The 16,893-nt window shown below is 49.7% G+C and carries 19 protein-coding genes, 1 pseudogene and 1 other annotated feature; of the genes and pseudogenes, 8 read left to right on the top strand and 12 right to left on the bottom strand.

Annotation, left to right across the window (positions count from 1 at the left end; genetic code table 11):
* Positions 1-43: 43 nt before the first annotated feature.
* From bamE to nadK, 3 genes are all read right to left on the bottom strand, one after another.
* Positions 44-385 (bottom strand): outer membrane protein assembly factor BamE, encoded by a 342-nt coding sequence (bamE, locus tag ACUU1M_RS13400; protein WP_001203437.1) that lies wholly within the window; start codon positions 383-385, stop codon positions 44-46.
* A 148-nt stretch (positions 386-533) separates the two neighbouring features.
* Positions 534-2,195 (bottom strand): DNA repair protein RecN, encoded by a 1,662-nt coding sequence (recN, locus tag ACUU1M_RS13405; RefSeq protein WP_000880917.1) that lies wholly within the window; start codon positions 2,193-2,195, stop codon positions 534-536.
* An 85-nt stretch (positions 2,196-2,280) separates the two neighbouring features.
* The gene (gene nadK, locus ACUU1M_RS13410) at positions 2,281-3,159 is read right to left on the bottom strand and encodes an NAD(+) kinase (RefSeq protein ID WP_001059169.1); all 879 of its coding nucleotides are present in this window, start codon (positions 3,157-3,159) and stop codon (positions 2,281-2,283) included.
* 122 nt (positions 3,160-3,281) lie between these two features.
* On the opposite strand from nadK, the gene grpE reads away from it, so the two are divergent.
* On the top strand, positions 3,282-3,875 hold the full coding sequence (gene grpE / locus ACUU1M_RS13415; protein ID WP_001296310.1) for a nucleotide exchange factor GrpE: 594 nt from the start codon (positions 3,282-3,284) through the stop codon (positions 3,873-3,875).
* Between the two features lie 54 nt (positions 3,876-3,929).
* On the opposite strand, the gene ACUU1M_RS13420 is transcribed toward grpE, so the two are convergent.
* Both ACUU1M_RS13420 and ACUU1M_RS13425 read right to left on the bottom strand, forming a co-directional pair.
* Complete coding sequence (locus tag ACUU1M_RS13420; protein ID WP_010723175.1) at positions 3,930-5,216, bottom strand: HlyC/CorC family transporter; 1,287 nt, start codon at positions 5,214-5,216, stop codon at positions 3,930-3,932.
* Between the two features lie 20 nt (positions 5,217-5,236).
* Positions 5,237-6,028 (bottom strand): cytochrome C assembly family protein, encoded by a 792-nt coding sequence (locus ACUU1M_RS13425; protein WP_005103455.1) that lies wholly within the window; start codon positions 6,026-6,028, stop codon positions 5,237-5,239.
* 166 nt (positions 6,029-6,194) lie between these two features.
* Between ACUU1M_RS13425 and ffh the strand changes: the two genes are divergently transcribed.
* From ffh to rplS, 5 genes are all read left to right on the top strand, one after another.
* The gene (gene ffh, locus ACUU1M_RS13430) at positions 6,195-7,556 is read left to right on the top strand and encodes a signal recognition particle protein (RefSeq protein WP_000460045.1); all 1,362 of its coding nucleotides are present in this window, start codon (positions 6,195-6,197) and stop codon (positions 7,554-7,556) included.
* A gap of 136 nt (positions 7,557-7,692) precedes the next feature.
* Positions 7,693-7,941 (top strand): 30S ribosomal protein S16, encoded by a 249-nt coding sequence (rpsP, locus tag ACUU1M_RS13435; RefSeq protein ID WP_000256450.1) that lies wholly within the window; start codon positions 7,693-7,695, stop codon positions 7,939-7,941.
* 18 nt (positions 7,942-7,959) lie between these two features.
* Entirely contained in the window at positions 7,960-8,508 is a 549-nt protein-coding gene (gene rimM / locus ACUU1M_RS13440) for a ribosome maturation factor RimM (protein WP_000043335.1), read from the top strand.
* Between the two features lie 30 nt (positions 8,509-8,538).
* On the top strand, positions 8,539-9,306 hold the full coding sequence (trmD, locus tag ACUU1M_RS13445; RefSeq protein ID WP_000264777.1) for a tRNA (guanosine(37)-N1)-methyltransferase TrmD: 768 nt from the start codon (positions 8,539-8,541) through the stop codon (positions 9,304-9,306).
* Between the two features lie 41 nt (positions 9,307-9,347).
* Positions 9,348-9,695: a 50S ribosomal protein L19 gene (gene rplS, locus ACUU1M_RS13450; protein ID WP_000065253.1), complete on the top strand. Its 348-nt coding sequence runs from the start codon at positions 9,348-9,350 to the stop codon at positions 9,693-9,695.
* 76 nt (positions 9,696-9,771) lie between these two features.
* Here rplS and ACUU1M_RS13455 read toward each other — a convergent pair whose 3' ends face one another.
* The 4 genes and pseudogenes from ACUU1M_RS13455 to ACUU1M_RS13470 form a co-directional block, all read right to left on the bottom strand.
* Positions 9,772-10,254: an OmpA family protein gene (locus ACUU1M_RS13455; RefSeq protein WP_000589825.1), complete on the bottom strand. Its 483-nt coding sequence runs from the start codon at positions 10,252-10,254 to the stop codon at positions 9,772-9,774.
* Positions 10,255-10,269: 15 nt separating this feature from the next.
* Positions 10,270-11,420: pseudogene (gene dgcN / locus ACUU1M_RS13460) on the bottom strand (diguanylate cyclase DgcN).
* The gene (locus ACUU1M_RS13465; RefSeq protein WP_001212391.1) at positions 11,410-11,928 is read right to left on the bottom strand and encodes a YfiR family protein; all 519 of its coding nucleotides are present in this window, start codon (positions 11,926-11,928) and stop codon (positions 11,410-11,412) included. The pseudogene dgcN and the gene ACUU1M_RS13465 overlap by 11 nt, the downstream one beginning before the upstream one ends.
* Positions 11,929-12,077: 149 nt before the next feature.
* Entirely contained in the window at positions 12,078-12,443 is a 366-nt protein-coding gene (locus tag ACUU1M_RS13470; RefSeq protein ID WP_000976004.1) for a DUF2799 domain-containing protein, read from the bottom strand.
* Between the two features lie 209 nt (positions 12,444-12,652).
* Here ACUU1M_RS13470 and aroF point away from each other — a divergent pair, with 209 nt between their 5' ends.
* Together aroF and tyrA are read left to right on the top strand one after the other, a co-directional pair.
* Positions 12,653-13,723 (top strand): 3-deoxy-7-phosphoheptulonate synthase AroF, encoded by a 1,071-nt coding sequence (gene aroF, locus ACUU1M_RS13475; protein ID WP_000548560.1) that lies wholly within the window; start codon positions 12,653-12,655, stop codon positions 13,721-13,723.
* 10 nt (positions 13,724-13,733) lie between these two features.
* On the top strand, positions 13,734-14,855 hold the full coding sequence (gene tyrA, locus ACUU1M_RS13480) for a bifunctional chorismate mutase/prephenate dehydrogenase (RefSeq protein ID WP_000225221.1): 1,122 nt from the start codon (positions 13,734-13,736) through the stop codon (positions 14,853-14,855).
* 42 nt (positions 14,856-14,897) lie between these two features.
* Here tyrA and pheA read toward each other — a convergent pair whose 3' ends face one another.
* The 3 genes from pheA to raiA all read right to left on the bottom strand — a co-directional run bounded on the left by pheA (position 14,898) and on the right by raiA (position 16,649).
* Complete coding sequence (gene pheA, locus ACUU1M_RS13485; protein ID WP_000200133.1) at positions 14,898-16,058, bottom strand: bifunctional chorismate mutase/prephenate dehydratase; 1,161 nt, start codon at positions 16,056-16,058, stop codon at positions 14,898-14,900.
* Positions 16,059-16,079: 21 nt separating this feature from the next.
* Positions 16,080-16,205, bottom strand: a sequence feature (Phe leader region).
* Entirely contained in the window at positions 16,157-16,204 is a 48-nt protein-coding gene (gene pheL / locus ACUU1M_RS13490; RefSeq protein WP_010723158.1) for a phe operon leader peptide, read from the bottom strand. (Overlaps the previous feature by 48 nt.)
* Positions 16,206-16,307: 102 nt before the next feature.
* Positions 16,308-16,649 (bottom strand): ribosome-associated translation inhibitor RaiA, encoded by a 342-nt coding sequence (raiA, locus tag ACUU1M_RS13495; RefSeq protein ID WP_000178456.1) that lies wholly within the window; start codon positions 16,647-16,649, stop codon positions 16,308-16,310.
* Positions 16,650-16,893: the final 244 nt, after the last annotated feature.

Below are 16,893 nucleotides of genomic sequence, written 5' to 3' on the forward strand. Positions count from 1 at the left end.
TCATTGAGCACCTTTTTTAACGTCTTTGAGAGCAACTTTATTATTAGTTACCACTCAGCGCAGGTTTGTTATCAATATTGGTCAACACACCGCTACTGTTAAAGGTCAGCGTCAGCGTTTGCTGCGTTACACCTTCATGACCTGGTTGCTGGCGGAAGACATAGAACCAGGTATTCGTACCAAATGGATCGGACATCAGCGGTGTACCCAATGCGTACGCAACTTGTTGTTGCGTCATGCCAACACGTATTTTGGATACGTCGTTAGCGGTCAGATAGTTCCCCTGGTTGATGTCAGGACGGTAAACCACTCGCTCCAGAGTGGAACAGCCTGCGGTCAACATCAATAGTACTGCTGCTGCAGCAGTCAGCGTTTTACAGCGCATAGTGATTTGATTCCTTTTCGGGCCCGAGCAGTACGTGGCTCATCTGTAATATGCCGATGATAATAGACCTTTCATCACTTTAAAACCTTTTGCTTTCCGGTCTTACGGCGTTTTGCTGTTTACTCTGACCGTGAAGCAGGAAAAAAGTTTACGCTGCAAGCAGTTCTTTCGCATTCGCCAGTGTGTTACGTGTGACTTCACTGCCACCAAGCAGACGCGCCAGCTCTTGTAACCGCGCTTTTTTATCCAGAGATTGCATATGTGTTTCTGTCATCGCACCATCGGTTTCTTTGCTGACAAAATAGTGTTGATGACCACATCCCGCGACTTGTGGCAGGTGGGTAACACACATCACCTGAGTTGATTCGCCGAGTTGACGCAGCAGTTTGCCGACAACTGCCGCTGTTGGACCGCTAATCCCTACATCCACTTCATCAAAAATCAGTGCCGGGGTTTCCATTTTACGCGCCGTGATGACCTGGATTGCCAGTGCGATGCGGGACAATTCACCACCGGATGCGACTTTGGCAATAGGCTGCATTGGCTGACCTGGGTTGGTGGTTACCCGAAACTCAATACGATCGGCACCGTCAGCGCCCAGGTGATGCTCGTCATATTTGACATCAATCGTAAACTGCCCATGCGGCATTGAGAGCGCATGCATACTGTCGGTGATCAGCTGTGCAAGTTCTTCTGCATATTGCTGGCGTTGTTGGTGTAATGCGCGCGCGGTTTCCAGTGCCTGCTGATGATGTTTCGTTACCGCCAGCGCGAGCGTTTCTTGTGAGTCGGCCTGATCGTCCAGTTGCTGCTGTTCTTCCAGTAGCGACTGGTAATACTGTGGTAATGCCTCAGGGCTGACGTGATGTTTACGTGCCAGCGAAATCTGTTTTGAGATGCGCTGTTCAAGTTCAAACAGTCGGTTGGGATCGAGATCCAGACGATCGCAGTAGTGGCGCAGTTCGTCGCTGGCTTCAGCAATCTGGATGGTAGCTTCTTCCAGCATATCAAGTACGCCGGACAGTTTGCTGTCCATGCCAATCAATTCGCTCACCAGTTGTTTAGCCGTGTAAAGCTGACTTTGCAGGTTTGCGTCTTCACCGTCGGCCATTAATGCCAATGCATTCTGGCTGGTGGTCAGCAATTGACCGCTGTTCGCCAGACGTTTGTACTCTTCGTCGATTTGCTCAAACTCTCCGGGCTGCGGATTAAATTCGTTAAGTTCTTTTAATTGGTATTGCAGCAGTTCCGCACGGGCGGCGCGTTCCTGACTTAACTGTTGATGATGCGCGAGGTCACGGCAGCTTTGATGCCACAACTGATAACGTGCGGTCATTTCCTGAAGTAGAGAGGTTTCATTGGCATAGCCATCAAGCAGGAATTTTTGGTGCTCAGGTTTGGTGAGTAATTGATGAGCGTGCTGACCATGGATCTGAATCAGCAACTGACCCAGTTCGCGCAGTTGTGACAGAGGAACAGCTGTACCGTTGATGAAACCACGGGAGCGACCATCACTGCTGATCACGCGACGAAGCAAACATTCATGCCCGTCTTCAAGCTGGTTTTCTTCCAGCCAGCGCAGGGCCGCTGGCGTATCTTTCAGAGAAAAACGGGCGCACAGGTCAGCGCGAGCAGCGCCGGTACGCACCATGTCGGCTTCAGCGCGACCACCGAGACAAAGACCGAGGGCATCTATTGCAATAGATTTACCCGCACCGGTCTCGCCAGTTATTACGGTCATGCCGCTATGAAAATCAATCTCAAGCTCACGAACGATAGCAAAGTTGCTGATGGTCAGTTGTGCCAACATAGTCGTTTTCCTGTATGAAAAACCATTACTGTTATTGTGCACAGTATAAACTGGTTTTATATACAGTAAAGAGGCTGGCGTAAAATTAGAATAATTTTTTTGACCAGCCGAGCTTGGTGCTTAATGTATTGAAATAACTGTAATCTTTCGGATGAATCAGATTCAGATGGTAATCACAGCGACGAATCAGGACATCTTCACCTTCCTGAATCGGCAGTGCTATCTGGCTGTCGCAACTGATTTCCAGGTCGTTACGGCGATGCGAAAAACGCAGACGGATCGTGCTGCTGCTGTTTATGACCAGTGGTCGTGCTGACAACGTATGCGGGAACATGGGCACCAGGGTAATCGCATCCAGAGAGGGGGTCAGAATAGGACCGCCCGCAGAGAGGGAATAGGCGGTGGAGCCTGTTGGCGTCGAAATAATTAGCCCATCAGATCGCTGAGAAAACGCAAAGATCTCGTCGATATACACTTCGAACTCTATCATATGCGCCACTTTGCCAGGATGAAGTACCACTTCGTTAATCGCGGTGCTGATGCGTTTTTGGCAATCTTGCTGACAGACTTGCGCTTCCAGCAAAAAACGTTTCTCGCTGATGTAGTGACCTTCCAGCACATCGGCTAATTGTTGCTGGGCGTTATCGGGGTCAAGGTCAGTCAGGAAACCCAGGTTGCCACGGTTGATTCCAATAACTTTAATATCGTAACGGGCGAGCGTGCGCGCCGCGCCCAGCATATTACCGTCGCCACCAACGACTACCGCGAGATCAGCCAGTTGCCCAATCTCCGCGAGCGTGCCAGTTTTCACATTCTTCAGTTGCAGTTCGTGAGCGATTTGTTGCTCAACGATGACCTCGTAACCTTTTGTGCACAGCCAGCGGTAGAGCATTTCATGTGTTGTCAGTGCAGTAGGGTGCCGTGGGTGTCCCACAATGCCAATACACTTGAAATGATTATTCATTTTTCCGAGGTCCTTGTTGCGAAGATTGATGACAATGTGAGTGCTTCCCTTGAAACCCTGAAACTGATCCCCATAATAAGCGAAGTTAGCGAGATGAATGCGAAAAAAACGCGGAGAAATTCATGAGTAGTAAAGAACAGAAAACGCCTGAGGGGCAAGCCCCGGAAGAAATTATCATGGATCAGCACGAAGAGATTGAGGCAGTTGAGCCAGAAGCTTCTGCTGAGCAGGTGGATCCGCGCGATGAAAAAATTGCGAATCTCGAAGCTCAGCTGGCTGAAGCCCAGACCCGTGAACGTGACGGTATTTTGCGCGTAAAAGCCGAAATGGAAAACCTGCGTCGTCGTACTGAACTGGATATTGAAAAAGCCCACAAATTCGCGCTGGAGAAATTCATCAACGAATTGCTGCCGGTGATTGATAGCCTGGATCGTGCGCTGGAAGTGGCTGATAAAGCTAACCCGGATATGTCTGCGATGGTTGAAGGCATTGAGCTGACGCTGAAGTCGATGCTGGATGTTGTGCGTAAGTTTGGTGTTGAAGTGATCGCCGAAACTAACGTGCCGCTGGACCCGAATGTGCATCAGGCTATCGCAATGGTGGAATCTGATGACGTTGCGCCAGGTAACGTACTGGGCATTATGCAGAAGGGTTATACGCTGAATGGTCGTACGATTCGTGCGGCGATGGTAACTGTAGCGAAAGCAAAAGCGTAATTTCTGTTTTCGTAATAATTCACGGCCCTGCATGCGAATGCAGGGCCGTTTTCGTTACTCCGCCACACTCTCGCGCAGCGGTTTCACAGGAAAAACTTTTACCTGCTTAATCATATTGTCCTGTACGTCGAGAATATCGATATCGTACTCGCCAATACGCACGCGGGTGCCTGCGACAGGGATCTCTTCCAGTGCCTCAAGAATGACGCCATTAACCGTGCGGGCATCATCTTCCGGTAGATGCCAGTTAAAGGCTTTGTTGATTTCCCGCACGTTGGCGGTGCCATCGATAATCACCGAACCGTCGTTTTGCGGCGTGACCTCTTCGGCAAGTGTTGGCGACATCGACGTAGTGAAATCGCCGACAATCTCTTCCAGAATATCTTCAACCGTCACCAGCCCCTGAATGTCTCCATACTCGTTGACGACCAGGCCGACTTTCTTTTTGTTGCGCTGAAACTTTACCAACTGCGTGCTGAGCGGCGTACCTTCAGGCACAAAATAGATCTCGTCCGCGGCGCGCAGCATGGTTTCTTTGGTGAACTCTTTTTTCTCCGACATCAACCGCCAGGCTTCACGTACTCGCAGCATACTGATGGCGTCGTCCAGCGAATCACGGTAAAGCACGATGCGCCCGTGAGGTGAGTGGGAGAGTTGGCGCAGAATAGATTTCCAGTCATCGTTGATATCAATACCGATAATTTCACTGCGCGGCACCATGATGTCATCAACGGTCATTTTTTCCAGATCGAGCACCGACAGCAGCATATCCTGATTGCGACGGGAAATTTGTGAGCGCGATTCATGCACGATAGTGCGCAACTCTTCTTTGCTCAAAGAGCCGCTAACCACGATATCGGTTTTGATACCCATCATGCGCATCAGCATACGGGTGATAGCATTCAGCAACCAGACCAGCGGCATCATCAAAATTTGCAGCGGAGCCAGCAGAAAACTACTCGGATAAGCGACTTTTTCCGGGTACAGCGCGGCAATGGTTTTCGGCAATACCTCAGCAAAAACCAGTACGACAAAAGTCAGCACACCAGTCGCAATTGCCACGCCCGCATCGCCGTACAAACGCATCCCGACAATAGTGCCGAGCGCGGAGGCAAGAATATTGACCAGGTTATTGCCGATTAACACCAGGCTTATCAGGCGGTCTGGCTTACGCAGCAATTTTTCGACGCGTTTGGCCGAGCGATTACCCTGTTTCGCCATATGTCGAAGACGATAGCGGTTGAGGGTCATCATTCCGGTTTCGGACCCGGAAAAATAGGCTGAAATGACCACCATGATGATCAGAATAATGATCAACGTAGTAGTAGAAATGTGTTCCAGGGGAAACTCCTTTTCTGGGTTTAGCTGATTAACTGCTGGACAATTCGGCTGCCGAAGTAGGCCAGTGTCAGAATTACCGCGCCCGCAACGTTAAACCAGACGACGCGGCGTCCACGCCATCCTTCATGGTAATGTCCCCACAGCAGCACAATATAGACAAACCACGCCACGATAGAGAGCACAGCCTTGTCGATATTTTCCATGCTAAATAGGTTGTGCATGTAGAACAGGCCAGTGCAAAGCGTGAGCGTTAGCAGCACCACGCCAATCTGCGTGATGTGGAACATTTTACGCTCGATACTCATCAATGGCGGCATTTCCTGGTTAAATGCCAGCTTCTTGTTCTTCAGTTGGTAATCAATCCACGCCAGTTGCAGCGCGTACAGGGCGGCGATAATTAGCGTGGCATAGGAAAAGAGCGATAAGCCAATGTGCACCAGCATCCCAGGCGTTGCTTCCAGATGGGTGATGTATTCATTGGGCATGAAGGTCGCCAGCGCCAGGTTGATAAGCGCAAAGGCATAGACAATGGGTAGCAGCAACCAGCCACGATTGCGAGAAGCCACAATGGTCATTACCGTACAGATCACCAAACTGACCAATGAACCAACGTTCAGCAGGCTGAGGTTTTGTCCGCTATCACCGTCGGGCAGGATGCGGGCTTCCAGAGCGATTGCGTGGCAGACCAGCGCAATGGCCGCAGAAATAATAGCCATGCGCCGCCAGCCGCCGTTTTTTTGCAGCAGACCGGGAACAATCAGCGCAAGACTGACGGAGTAGGCGACAAGCGCGAGCAGAGCAAAAACGGGCATAGTAATGTCGACAGTTTGAGCAATAAGAAAGAGAAGCAGTATAGCGTCAGGTGAACGCTGCTCCAACCGTTGCATAACAACAAAGACGCCTTCATGTTATACTGCGGCAAAATACTGATGATGTGTCGCGATTGCGGCCAACCGTTTCCACCCCAGGCGAGAGACAATGTTTGATAATTTAACCGATCGTTTGTCGCGCACGCTGCGCAATATCAGTGGCCGTGGACGCCTCACTGAAGACAACGTAAAAGATACGCTGCGCGAAGTGCGCATGGCGCTGCTGGAGGCGGACGTCGCTCTGCCGGTAGTGCGTGAGTTTATCAATCGCGTAAAAGAGAAAGCGGTTGGTCATGAAGTTAATAAGAGCCTGACGCCGGGGCAGGAGTTCGTCAAAATCGTCCGTAACGAACTGGTTGCGGCGATGGGCGAAGAGAACCAGACCCTGAATCTGGCTGCGCAACCGCCTGCGGTCGTGCTGATGGCAGGCCTGCAAGGTGCCGGTAAAACAACCAGCGTTGGTAAACTCGGTAATTTCCTGCGCGAGAAGCACAAGAAGAAAGTGCTGGTGGTTTCTGCTGACGTCTATCGCCCGGCGGCAATCAAACAGCTTGAGACGCTGGCAGAGCAGGTGGGCGTTGATTTCTTCCCTTCTGATGTTGGTCAGAAGCCGGTTGATATTGTTAACGCGGCGCTGAAAGAAGCCAAACTGAAATTCTACGACGTGCTGCTGGTGGATACCGCTGGTCGTCTGCACGTTGACGAAGCGATGATGGACGAGATCAAACAAGTCCATGCGTCGATTAACCCGGTTGAAACCCTGTTTGTGGTTGACGCCATGACCGGTCAGGATGCGGCCAATACGGCAAAAGCATTCAATGAAGCGTTACCGCTTACCGGCGTAGTGTTGACCAAAGTGGACGGCGATGCCCGCGGCGGTGCGGCGCTCTCTATTCGTCACATCACTGGCAAACCGATCAAGTTCCTCGGTGTTGGCGAGAAAACTGAGGCGCTGGAGCCGTTCCATCCGGACCGCATCGCGTCGCGTATTCTCGGCATGGGCGACGTACTGTCGCTGATCGAAGATATCGAAAGCAAAGTTGACCGCGCGCAGGCAGAGAAATTAGCCAGCAAGCTAAAAAAAGGCGACGGCTTCGATCTCAACGACTTTCTTGAGCAACTGCGCCAGATGAAAAATATGGGCGGCATGGCCAGCTTGATGGGCAAACTGCCGGGCATGGGGCAGATCCCGGATAACGTCAAGTCGCAGATGGACGATAAAGTGCTGGTGCGTATGGAAGCCATCATCAACTCAATGACGATGAAAGAGCGCGCTAAGCCAGAAATCATCAAAGGTTCGCGTAAGCGTCGTATCGCCGCCGGTTGCGGGATGCAGGTACAGGACGTTAACCGCCTTCTGAAGCAGTTCGACGACATGCAGCGCATGATGAAGAAAATGAAGAAAGGCGGAATGGCGAAGATGATGAGAAGCATGAAGGGAATGATGCCGCCGGGATTTCCTGGTCGCTAAATGACCTTATGCGACAGAGTTATTAACTGCTGATTGCATTTTCTCCAGAAATCAGTAAAATTTTCGGGCTTTTAATATGACACCGGACTCCGTTCCTCGATGGGGTCCGGTTGTTTTATTCACACAAGAGGATGTTATGGTAACTATTCGTTTAGCACGTCACGGCGCTAAAAAGCGTCCGTTCTACCAGGTTGTTGTCGCTGACAGCCGTAATGCACGCAACGGTCGCTTCATCGAGCGCGTTGGTTTCTTCAACCCAATCGCTAGCGAAAAAGAAGAAGGCACTCGCCTGGATCTGGATCGCATCGCTCACTGGGTTGGCCAGGGCGCAACTATTTCTGATCGCGTTGCTGCGCTGATCAAAGAAGTAAACAAAGCAGCTTAATCTGTCACGGTGGTCATGATGAGCAAACAACTCACCGCGCAAGCACCTGTTGATCCCATTGTTTTGGGAAAAATGGGTTCGTCTTACGGTATTCGTGGGTGGCTCAGAGTGTTTTCTTCCACCGAAGACGCCGAAAGCATTTTTGACTATCAGCCCTGGTTTATCCAGAAGGCGGGTCAGTGGCAGCAAGTCCAGCTGGAAAGCTGGAAGCACCACAATCAGGACATGATCATCAAGCTGAAAGGCGTTGACGATCGTGATGCGGCGAACCTGCTGACGAATTGTGAAATTGTCGTGGATTCATCGCAGCTGCCTCAGCTTGAAGAGGGGGACTACTACTGGAAAGACCTGATGGGCTGCCAGGTAGTAACCACTGAAGGCTACGATCTCGGTAAAGTCGTCGATATGATGGAAACCGGATCTAATGACGTTCTCGTCATTAAGGCAAACCTGAAAGATGCGTTTGGTATCAAGGAACGTCTCGTACCGTTCCTCGATGGGCAGGTTATCAAGAAAGTCGATCTCACTACTCGTTCAATCGAAGTAGATTGGGATCCTGGTTTTTAAACCACCGGATAAACGGTAAAAGACGGCGCTATGTGGATTGGCATAATTAGCCTGTTTCCTGAAATGTTCCGCGCAATTACCGATTACGGGGTAACTGGCCGGGCAGTTAAAAATGGCCTGCTGAGCATCCAGAGTTGGAGTCCTCGCGACTTCACGCATGACCGGCACCGTACCGTGGACGATCGTCCCTATGGCGGCGGACCGGGGATGTTAATGATGGTGCAACCCTTGCGGGACGCCATTCATGCAGCAAAAGCCGCGGCGGGTGAAGGCGCAAAGGTGATTTATCTGTCACCACAGGGACGCAAGCTTGATCAAGCAGGCGTCAGCGAACTGGCAACGAATCAAAAATTGATTCTGGTGTGCGGTCGCTACGAAGGTATAGATGAGCGCGTGATCCAAACCGAAATTGACGAAGAATGGTCAATCGGCGATTACGTTCTCAGTGGTGGTGAGTTACCAGCAATGACGCTGATTGACTCCGTTTCCCGGTTTATTCCGGGAGTACTGGGACATGAAGCCTCGGCAACGGAAGATTCCTTTGCTGAAGGATTGCTGGATTGCCCGCACTATACGCGGCCTGAGGTGTTAGAAGGGATGGAAGTTCCGCCAGTGTTACTGTCGGGCAACCATGCCGAGATACGTCGCTGGCGTTTGAAACAGTCGCTGGGCCGTACCTGGCTTAGAAGACCTGAACTTCTGGAAAACCTGGCTCTGACTGAAGAGCAAGCAAGGTTGCTGGCGGAGTTCAAAACGGAACACGCACAACAGCAACATAAACATGATGGGATGGCGTAAGCCCCCGAGAGATCAGTTTACCCAGGATAAGAGATTAAATTATGAGCAACATTATTAAGCAACTTGAACAAGAGCAGATGAAGCAGGACGTACCTTCCTTCCGTCCGGGTGATACCGTGGAAGTGAAAGTATGGGTTGTTGAAGGTTCCAAAAAACGTCTGCAGGCATTCGAGGGCGTGGTTATCGCTATTCGTAACCGCGGTCTGCACTCTGCATTCACTGTTCGTAAAATTTCCAACGGCGAAGGCGTTGAGCGTGTCTTCCAGACTCACTCTCCGGTAGTTGACAGCATTTCTGTCAAACGTCGTGGTGCTGTTCGTAAAGCTAAACTGTACTACCTGCGTGAGCGTACTGGTAAGGCTGCTCGTATCAAAGAGCGTCTTAACTAAGATTTCGCTTAAGCGACATCCTGTTAAGAAGGGCTGGCCAATTGGCTGGCCCTTTTTTTGTCTGTTTGCTCGTGTTTTAAGGGGTTGTAATCACCACTGCGACGCGGCGGTTCTCGGCGCGGCCCTGGGCGGTCTTGTTACTGGCTATGGGATATTTTTTTCCTAAACCCTGTGTGGTGAGATTGCTGCGTGGAATTTGTCCACCAATAGCCCATGCATCGGCCACGACATTCGCCCGTTTCAATGATAAGCCTTCGTTGTAACTGTCTTCACCATAGTTATCGGTGTGTCCATCCATACGGGCATGTGTTAGCCCTGTCGAGGCCAATTTGGCTGCCATGGTTTGGATCTGTTGCTGGCTTTCCGGGAGCAATTTGTAGTCATTTTTTGCGAACAGAATGGCATCTGATAAGCCCAGCGACCAGTCGCCGGCGGATTCAGTAAATCCATAAGATTGCATAGCGGCGACTTGCTCAGGAGTAAACTTTCCCTGAGGGGACTGGCAGCCAGTCAGTATTAGTGAGGTGAAAATCAGGGGTGCTACCAGGTGCTTTATCATATCGATATATCCTTGTTATCTCACCAGCTTTTCGGCACGCTGGTGTTTGGCCTGATACATATTGTGATCGGCAAGCTCTTGTAATTTTTCCGCAGAGGCGTGCTCAATGGTCATCGCGTAACCAATGCTTAATGTCATGGTGGTCTGATGGCCATTATGAAGATCAAACGGGAGATTAAAGATTTGTGTCAGTGCTGAGCATATCTGCTGCACTTCAGATTCCGACTGTACATCATAGAGCACCATAGCGAATTCATCGCCGCCTAGGCGGTATGCTTTATGTCGCAGCCCGCCAAATTCAGCTAACCGTTTTGCGATTTCAATCAAGACCCTATCGCCCGTCGCATGACCCCAGGTATCATTGATATATTTGAAATTATCGCCATCAAGAAATAGTAACGCCGACGTTTTTCGGGCATCGGAATTGTTCATCAACGTATTGATGCCGCTACGAAACGCTGCGCGGTTAGCCAGCCCGGTTAATGGGTCATGTAGCGCGGTACGCAGAAGCTGCGCATTTTTGGCCTGTAAACGAAGCTGCCACTCTTCCATTTCATCCAGCAGACTGTTTAAGTCGAGAGCGAAGCGGTGAAACTCAGCGATACGTTCTTCCGAAACTCGTCGGGTAAAATTGCGGTTGGAACGCACATCATATACGACATCGGTGATATTTTTCAGTGCTTCCACCAGGCCATTGTGCAAATGGCGGGTGAGGGTAATTGCGATGCCTGATGCCAGCAGAATACAACCGGTCAGTACGGCGAGCGAAAACCAGATAAAATGGCTGATTGAACTGTCGCGAGCGGTTAAGCGTACTTCGCCAATGGTTTCACCATTGTGACGAATCGGCTGAATGATGGGGGCAGGGAAGAGCCAGTGGCTTATGAAATTGCTGAAAGTATCGCCTGGATCCTTACGGGGGTAATGCCAGGATGCCAGAATATTTTGCTGCTTATCACGTACTTCTGCAGTTGAAAATGCCCTTGCTGGCCCAGCGCTGCCAGTGCCAGGTTTTTTTGCGCGTACTGTTTCAGGGTCAGCACCGAGGTCACGGAAAGCAGCAACCAGATCAGCATCATAGTGATAAATATGCTGGTCATACTGATGTTGCGTAATGCTCTTTTAAACGTGGGGCGCTTATTAAGAGAATTATCGTTATCCATCATTTTTCTTCCGTGCGAGCATTAAGACATCCGGGTTGACCTTTACACCGCTACGCGATAAGGCATCCAGGTTTACGGCAAATCTGACGTCATTATTGTGGATGATCAGACAAAAGGCGCTACCAATAATGCACTCGGTATTTTGTTCGGCAATTAATAATAACGCCTTTGACGGATATTGTTCGGTTAATTCCATCTGGAATGTCGGTGACTCGTTGCCAAAATAAAAACCATTGCAGCCTGAAATCATCGCCTCTTGTTGAGTGTGAATGATGACAGGCAGATAAGGCAAAGATGTCGCGGCATTCTCTTGTAGGGCGGTACTAAAACGTGAAGATGAAAAGATACATAACTTTGGTGGCCCTGATAGCGCAGGCCAGCGGGTGTAACTGACAATACCGGAAACCATCATACGCACGTTTTTCGCAACGTCAGAAGGCTCTTGAGCGAGTATTGGTGCTCCCGTCAGCAGGAGAATCAGAAGTAAGAACAGTCGGTGAGAAAAACGCATTCAGGGATCCCCACCATCTTCGCTCGAAATGCATCGATATTTTTTCAGGATGCTCATTAAAATATCATTTTTTCATGCGACCGTCATCAATGTGAGAAATAAAACACAATGAGTAAAATCTTATGTTTAATTTATTTGTGGGGTTTTAATTAATTTAATCGTATTGTGCTGGCATTTTCATCAGCCCCTTTTTGCCATACTTCATGCAGTTGGCTGGCATTTTCAACATTGTTGCAGCTGGCAGGAAAGCTTTTACCGGAAAGTCCCCGGGCATAAGTAAAATCGGTCTGGCAAGTTTTCTTTTGCCCTTCGGCATATCCTTTAAGGTATAGACCGCGATCCGCCTGTGAATCGCTAAATGCATCGTCATCTTTTATGGCGCTGCCCGATATCGCATCTTCCATACCGACATCATACCAGTCGGTGCTGGTCAAGGTTGGCGCGTGAGTATAAGGATCAATCTGACATCCGCTAACCAGTAAAGCCAACAAGGGGGCGATAAACTTTTTCATCATTTCTTTCTCCTTTTTCAAAGCATAGCGGATTGTTTTCAAAGGGAGTGTAAATTTATCTATACAGAAGCAAGAGTTGAAAGCGCGACTAAATTGCCTGTGTAAATAAAAATGTACGAAATATGGATTGAAAACTTTACTTCATGTGTTATCGTTACGTCATCCTCGCTGAGGATCAACTATCGCAAACGAGCATAAACAGGATCGCCATCATGCATAAAGACGCGCTGAATAACGTACATATTACCGACGAACAGGTTTTAATGACTCCGGAACAACTGAAGGCCGCTTTTCCATTGAGCCTGCAACAAGAAGCCCAGATTGCTGACTCGCGTAAAACCATTTCAGATATTATCGCCGGGCGCGATCCTCGTCTGCTGGTAGTATGTGGTCCTTGTTCCATTCATGATCCGGAAACTGCTCTGGAATATGCTCGTCGATTTAAAGCTCTTGCCGCAGAGGTCAGCGATAGCCTCTATCTGGTAATGCGCGTCTATTTTGAAAAACCCCGTACCACTGTCGGCTGGAAAGGGTTAATTAACGATCCCCATATGGATGGCTCTTTTGATGTAGAAGCCGGGCTGCAGATCGCGCGTAAATTGTTGCTTGAGCTGGTGAATATGGGACTGCCACTGGCGACGGAAGCGTTAGATCCGAATAGCCCGCAATACCTAGGCGATCTGTTTAGCTGGTCAGCAATTGGTGCTCGTACAACGGAATCGCAAACTCACCGTGAAATGGCCTCCGGGCTTTCCATGCCGGTTGGTTTTAAAAACGGCACCGACGGCAGTCTGGCAACAGCAATTAACGCTATGCGCGCCGCCGCCCAGCCGCACTGTTTTGTTGGCATTAACCAGGCAGGGCAGGTTGCGTTGCTACAAACTCAGGGGAATCCGGACGGGCATGTGATCCTGCGCGGTGGTAAAGCGCCGAACTATAGCCCTGCGGATGTTGCGCAATGTGAAAAAGAGATGGAACAGGCGGGACTGCGCCCGTCTCTGATGGTAGATTGCAGCCACGGTAATTCCAATAAAGATTATCGCCGTCAGCCTGCGGTGGCAGAATCCGTGGTTGCTCAAATCAAAGATGGCAATCGCTCAATTATTGGTCTGATGATCGAAAGTAATATCCACGAGGGCAATCAGTCTTCTGAGCAACCGCGCAGTGAAATGAAATACGGTGTATCCGTAACCGATGCCTGCATTAGCTGGGAAATGACCGATGCCTTGCTGCGTGAAATTCATCAGGATCTGAACGGGCAGCTGACGGCTCGCGTGACTTAAGAGGTTTATTATGGTTGCTGAATTGACCGCATTACGCGATCAAATTGATGAAGTCGATAAAGCGCTGCTGAATTTATTAGCGAAGCGTCTGGAACTGGTTGCTGAAGTGGGCGAGGTGAAAAGCCGCTTTGGACTGCCTATTTATGTTCCGGAGCGCGAGGCATCTATGTTGGCCTCGCGTCGTGCAGAGGCGGAAGCTCTGGGTGTACCGCCAGATCTGATTGAGGATGTTTTGCGTCGGGTGATGCGTGAATCTTACTCCAGTGAAAACGACAAAGGATTTAAAACACTTTGTCCGTCACTGCGTCCGGTGGTTATCGTCGGCGGTGGCGGTCAGATGGGACGCCTGTTCGAGAAGATGCTGACACTATCGGGTTATCAGGTGCGGATTCTGGAGCAACATGACTGGGATCGAGCGGCTGATATTGTTGCCGATGCCGGAATGGTGATTGTTAGTGTGCCAATCCACGTTACTGAGCAAGTTATCGGCAAATTACCGCCTTTACCGAAAGATTGTATTCTGGTTGATCTGGCATCAGTGAAAAATGGACCATTACAGGCCATGCTGGCGGCGCACGATGGCCCGGTACTGGGGTTACACCCGATGTTCGGCCCGGACAGCGGTAGCCTGGCAAAGCAAGTTGTGGTCTGGTGTGATGGACGTAAGCCGGAAGCATACCAATGGTTTCTGGAGCAAATTCAGGTCTGGGGCGCTCGGTTGCATCGTATTAGCGCTGTCGAGCACGATCAGAATATGGCGTTTATTCAGGCTCTGCGCCACTTTGCTACTTTTGCTTACGGGCTGCACCTGGCAGAAGAAAATGTTCAGCTTGAGCAACTTCTGGCGCTCTCTTCGCCGATTTACCGCCTTGAGCTGGCGATGGTCGGGCGACTGTTTGCTCAGGATCCGCAGCTTTATGCCGACATCATTATGTCGTCAGAGCGTAATCTGGCGTTAATCAAACGTTACTATAAGCGTTTCGGCGAGGCGATTGAGTTGCTGGAGCAGGGCGATAAGCAGGCGTTTATTGACAGTTTCCGCAAGGTGGAGCACTGGTTCGGCGATTACGCACAGCGTTTTCAGAGTGAAAGCCGCGTGTTATTGCGTCAGGCGAATGACAATCGCCAGTAATAATCCAGTGCCGGATGATTCACATCATCCGGCACCTTTTCATCAGGTTGGATCAACAGGCACTACGTTCTCACTTGGGTAACAGCCCAATACCTTCATTGAACGGGTGATTTCCCCTAACTCTTTCAATGCTTTTTGCATTTCCGCTGATTCAAGATTGGCCTGAATATCCAGATAGAACATCTCTTCCCATGGATTACCGTGAATCGGGCGTGATTCCAGACGGGTCATAATCAGATTGTGGTTGCGCAGTACCAGCAACGCTTCAACCAACGCACCGGCTTGTTGCCCGGTCGCCATTAACAACGTGGTTTTCGCCGGAACCTGATCAGACACGTTAATGGCTTTACGCGCCAACACCACAAATCGGGTGAAGTTTTGTCGCTGATTTGCTTCAATACGCTCCAGTACCTGCAAACCGTACAAAGTGCCGCCAGCTTCGCTTCCCAACGCAGCAACATGCGGTGATTTTGCCTGTGCAACCTTTTCCATTGCCGCAGACGTACTTTCGGTATATTCAATCTTCCAGTGCGGATAACGATTAAGGAATTTGCTGCATTGCTGGAATGGCTGCGGATGGCTGTAGACCGTATTGATGGTGGATAAATCAGTAGTGCCGGAGACCAACAAACAATGGTCGATAGTTAACGTCATCTCGCCAACAATCGACAAGCTGGTATGTTGCAGCAGATCGTAAACGTCGTTTATGGCACCGGAGCTGGTATTTTCAATCGGTACGACGGCATAGTCGGCCTGGCCGGTTTCCACCTGATTAAAAATATCGGCAAATTTGGCGCAGCCACTTTCAATGAATTGCTCAAAGTGACGGGCAGCATACTGGCGCGCCGCAAGATGGGAATAAGAACCTTTGGGGCCGAGAAAAGCGATGCGTGCTGAGTACGGATTAATTTTATTGAGATGTTGTTGGAGCAAAGCCTGCTGAGTTAATACGGAATCTTCAATGATGAGCTGGAACAGGCGAGTAATGTAATGGGCGTCCAGATGGTGCGCTTTACCGAGCGTAATTAATCTTTCCAGCAAATCGCGTTCACGATCAATATCACGTACCGGGCGATGCGAGAGCAGTTTGGCTTTTCCCACCTCGACGGCCAGTTCGCGCCGTTCTGCCAGTAACGCTAATAATTTTTCATCCAGCGCGCTGATTTTCTCTCGCAGCGCCAGTAGCGGGTTTTCCGATGTCATAGTGTTGCCTTTTTGTTATCAATAAAAAAGGCCCCCCGATTTGGGAGGCCTTATTGTTCGTCTTCGCATTCTGTTTCACACGACGAAACGCCTCCCATTCAGGGGAAGGTAAAAAAGAATGCGAAGAAAAACGGTATGTGTTTCATGTTTGTTTCCTTAAGTGACTTTAGTACAGTACCCGTACTGTTTTCACGCTGTCAACAAAAAACGCGCCCGAAGGCGCGTTGGCGATACACTCAATATAAAGGACTACTCTTCTTCAACTTCTTCGACGAAGTTGGCGTCTTTCACCGATGTTGCGGCACGACGTGCTTCGCCTTTGTGCTGCAGTTTATTGAGCTGCCGTTCCAGCTTGTTGATCAATTCGTTAATTGCGGTGTACATATCTTCATGTTTACCACTGGCAACCAGAACGCCGTTAGGTGTATTGATTGTGGCGTCAGCAACAAACCCTTGTGGCTCTTTGGACAGAATGATATGTGGATTAATCAGATGTGTTTGCCATTTTTCCAGTTTGGCGAGACGGTCTGCGACATGTTGGCGGATGGCCGGAGTAATTTCCATTTGTTTGCTGGTAATGTTCATTGTCATAAATTTTACCTCTTGTCTTCCCGTCTTGGTGAATTCAGCATACCGTTCCTGATGTCAAAATGTGTGATGGAAATCTCATAATTTTGTCACTTTTTGTCAACGAATCTTTTTTGTGAGAAATCGCAGGAAGAGGTGTTTTTTTACTTGAGGAATATCTCAAAGCGAGCCATATTTGATGAGATCGATAGTGACTAAATCGCTTCAGTTTCACAACTAACAGAATAAAAAAACGGCAGCTCAAGGG

This window comes from Shigella sp. SIG6, from assembly GCF_053555815.1.

Coding starts and splice junctions, on each gene's coding strand:
- bamE (WP_001203437.1), bottom strand. CDS start 385: ATGCGCTGTAAAACGCTGACTGCTGCAGCAGCAGTACTATTGATGTTG.
- recN (WP_000880917.1), bottom strand. CDS start 2,195: ATGTTGGCACAACTGACCATCAGCAACTTTGCTATCGTTCGTGAGCTT.
- nadK (WP_001059169.1), bottom strand. CDS start 3,159: ATGAATAATCATTTCAAGTGTATTGGCATTGTGGGACACCCACGGCAC.
- grpE (WP_001296310.1), top strand. CDS start 3,282: ATGAGTAGTAAAGAACAGAAAACGCCTGAGGGGCAAGCCCCGGAAGAA.
- ACUU1M_RS13425 (WP_005103455.1), bottom strand. CDS start 6,028: ATGCCCGTTTTTGCTCTGCTCGCGCTTGTCGCCTACTCCGTCAGTCTT.
- ffh (WP_000460045.1), top strand. CDS start 6,195: ATGTTTGATAATTTAACCGATCGTTTGTCGCGCACGCTGCGCAATATC.
- rpsP (WP_000256450.1), top strand. CDS start 7,693: ATGGTAACTATTCGTTTAGCACGTCACGGCGCTAAAAAGCGTCCGTTC.
- rimM (WP_000043335.1), top strand. CDS start 7,960: ATGAGCAAACAACTCACCGCGCAAGCACCTGTTGATCCCATTGTTTTG.
- trmD (WP_000264777.1), top strand. CDS start 8,539: ATGTGGATTGGCATAATTAGCCTGTTTCCTGAAATGTTCCGCGCAATT.
- rplS (WP_000065253.1), top strand. CDS start 9,348: ATGAGCAACATTATTAAGCAACTTGAACAAGAGCAGATGAAGCAGGAC.
- ACUU1M_RS13455 (WP_000589825.1), bottom strand. CDS start 10,254: ATGATAAAGCACCTGGTAGCACCCCTGATTTTCACCTCACTAATACTG.
- ACUU1M_RS13465 (WP_001212391.1), bottom strand. CDS start 11,928: ATGCGTTTTTCTCACCGACTGTTCTTACTTCTGATTCTCCTGCTGACG.
- ACUU1M_RS13470 (WP_000976004.1), bottom strand. CDS start 12,443: ATGATGAAAAAGTTTATCGCCCCCTTGTTGGCTTTACTGGTTAGCGGA.
- aroF (WP_000548560.1), top strand. CDS start 12,653: ATGCATAAAGACGCGCTGAATAACGTACATATTACCGACGAACAGGTT.
- tyrA (WP_000225221.1), top strand. CDS start 13,734: ATGGTTGCTGAATTGACCGCATTACGCGATCAAATTGATGAAGTCGAT.
- pheA (WP_000200133.1), bottom strand. CDS start 16,058: ATGACATCGGAAAACCCGCTACTGGCGCTGCGAGAGAAAATCAGCGCG.
- raiA (WP_000178456.1), bottom strand. CDS start 16,649: ATGACAATGAACATTACCAGCAAACAAATGGAAATTACTCCGGCCATC.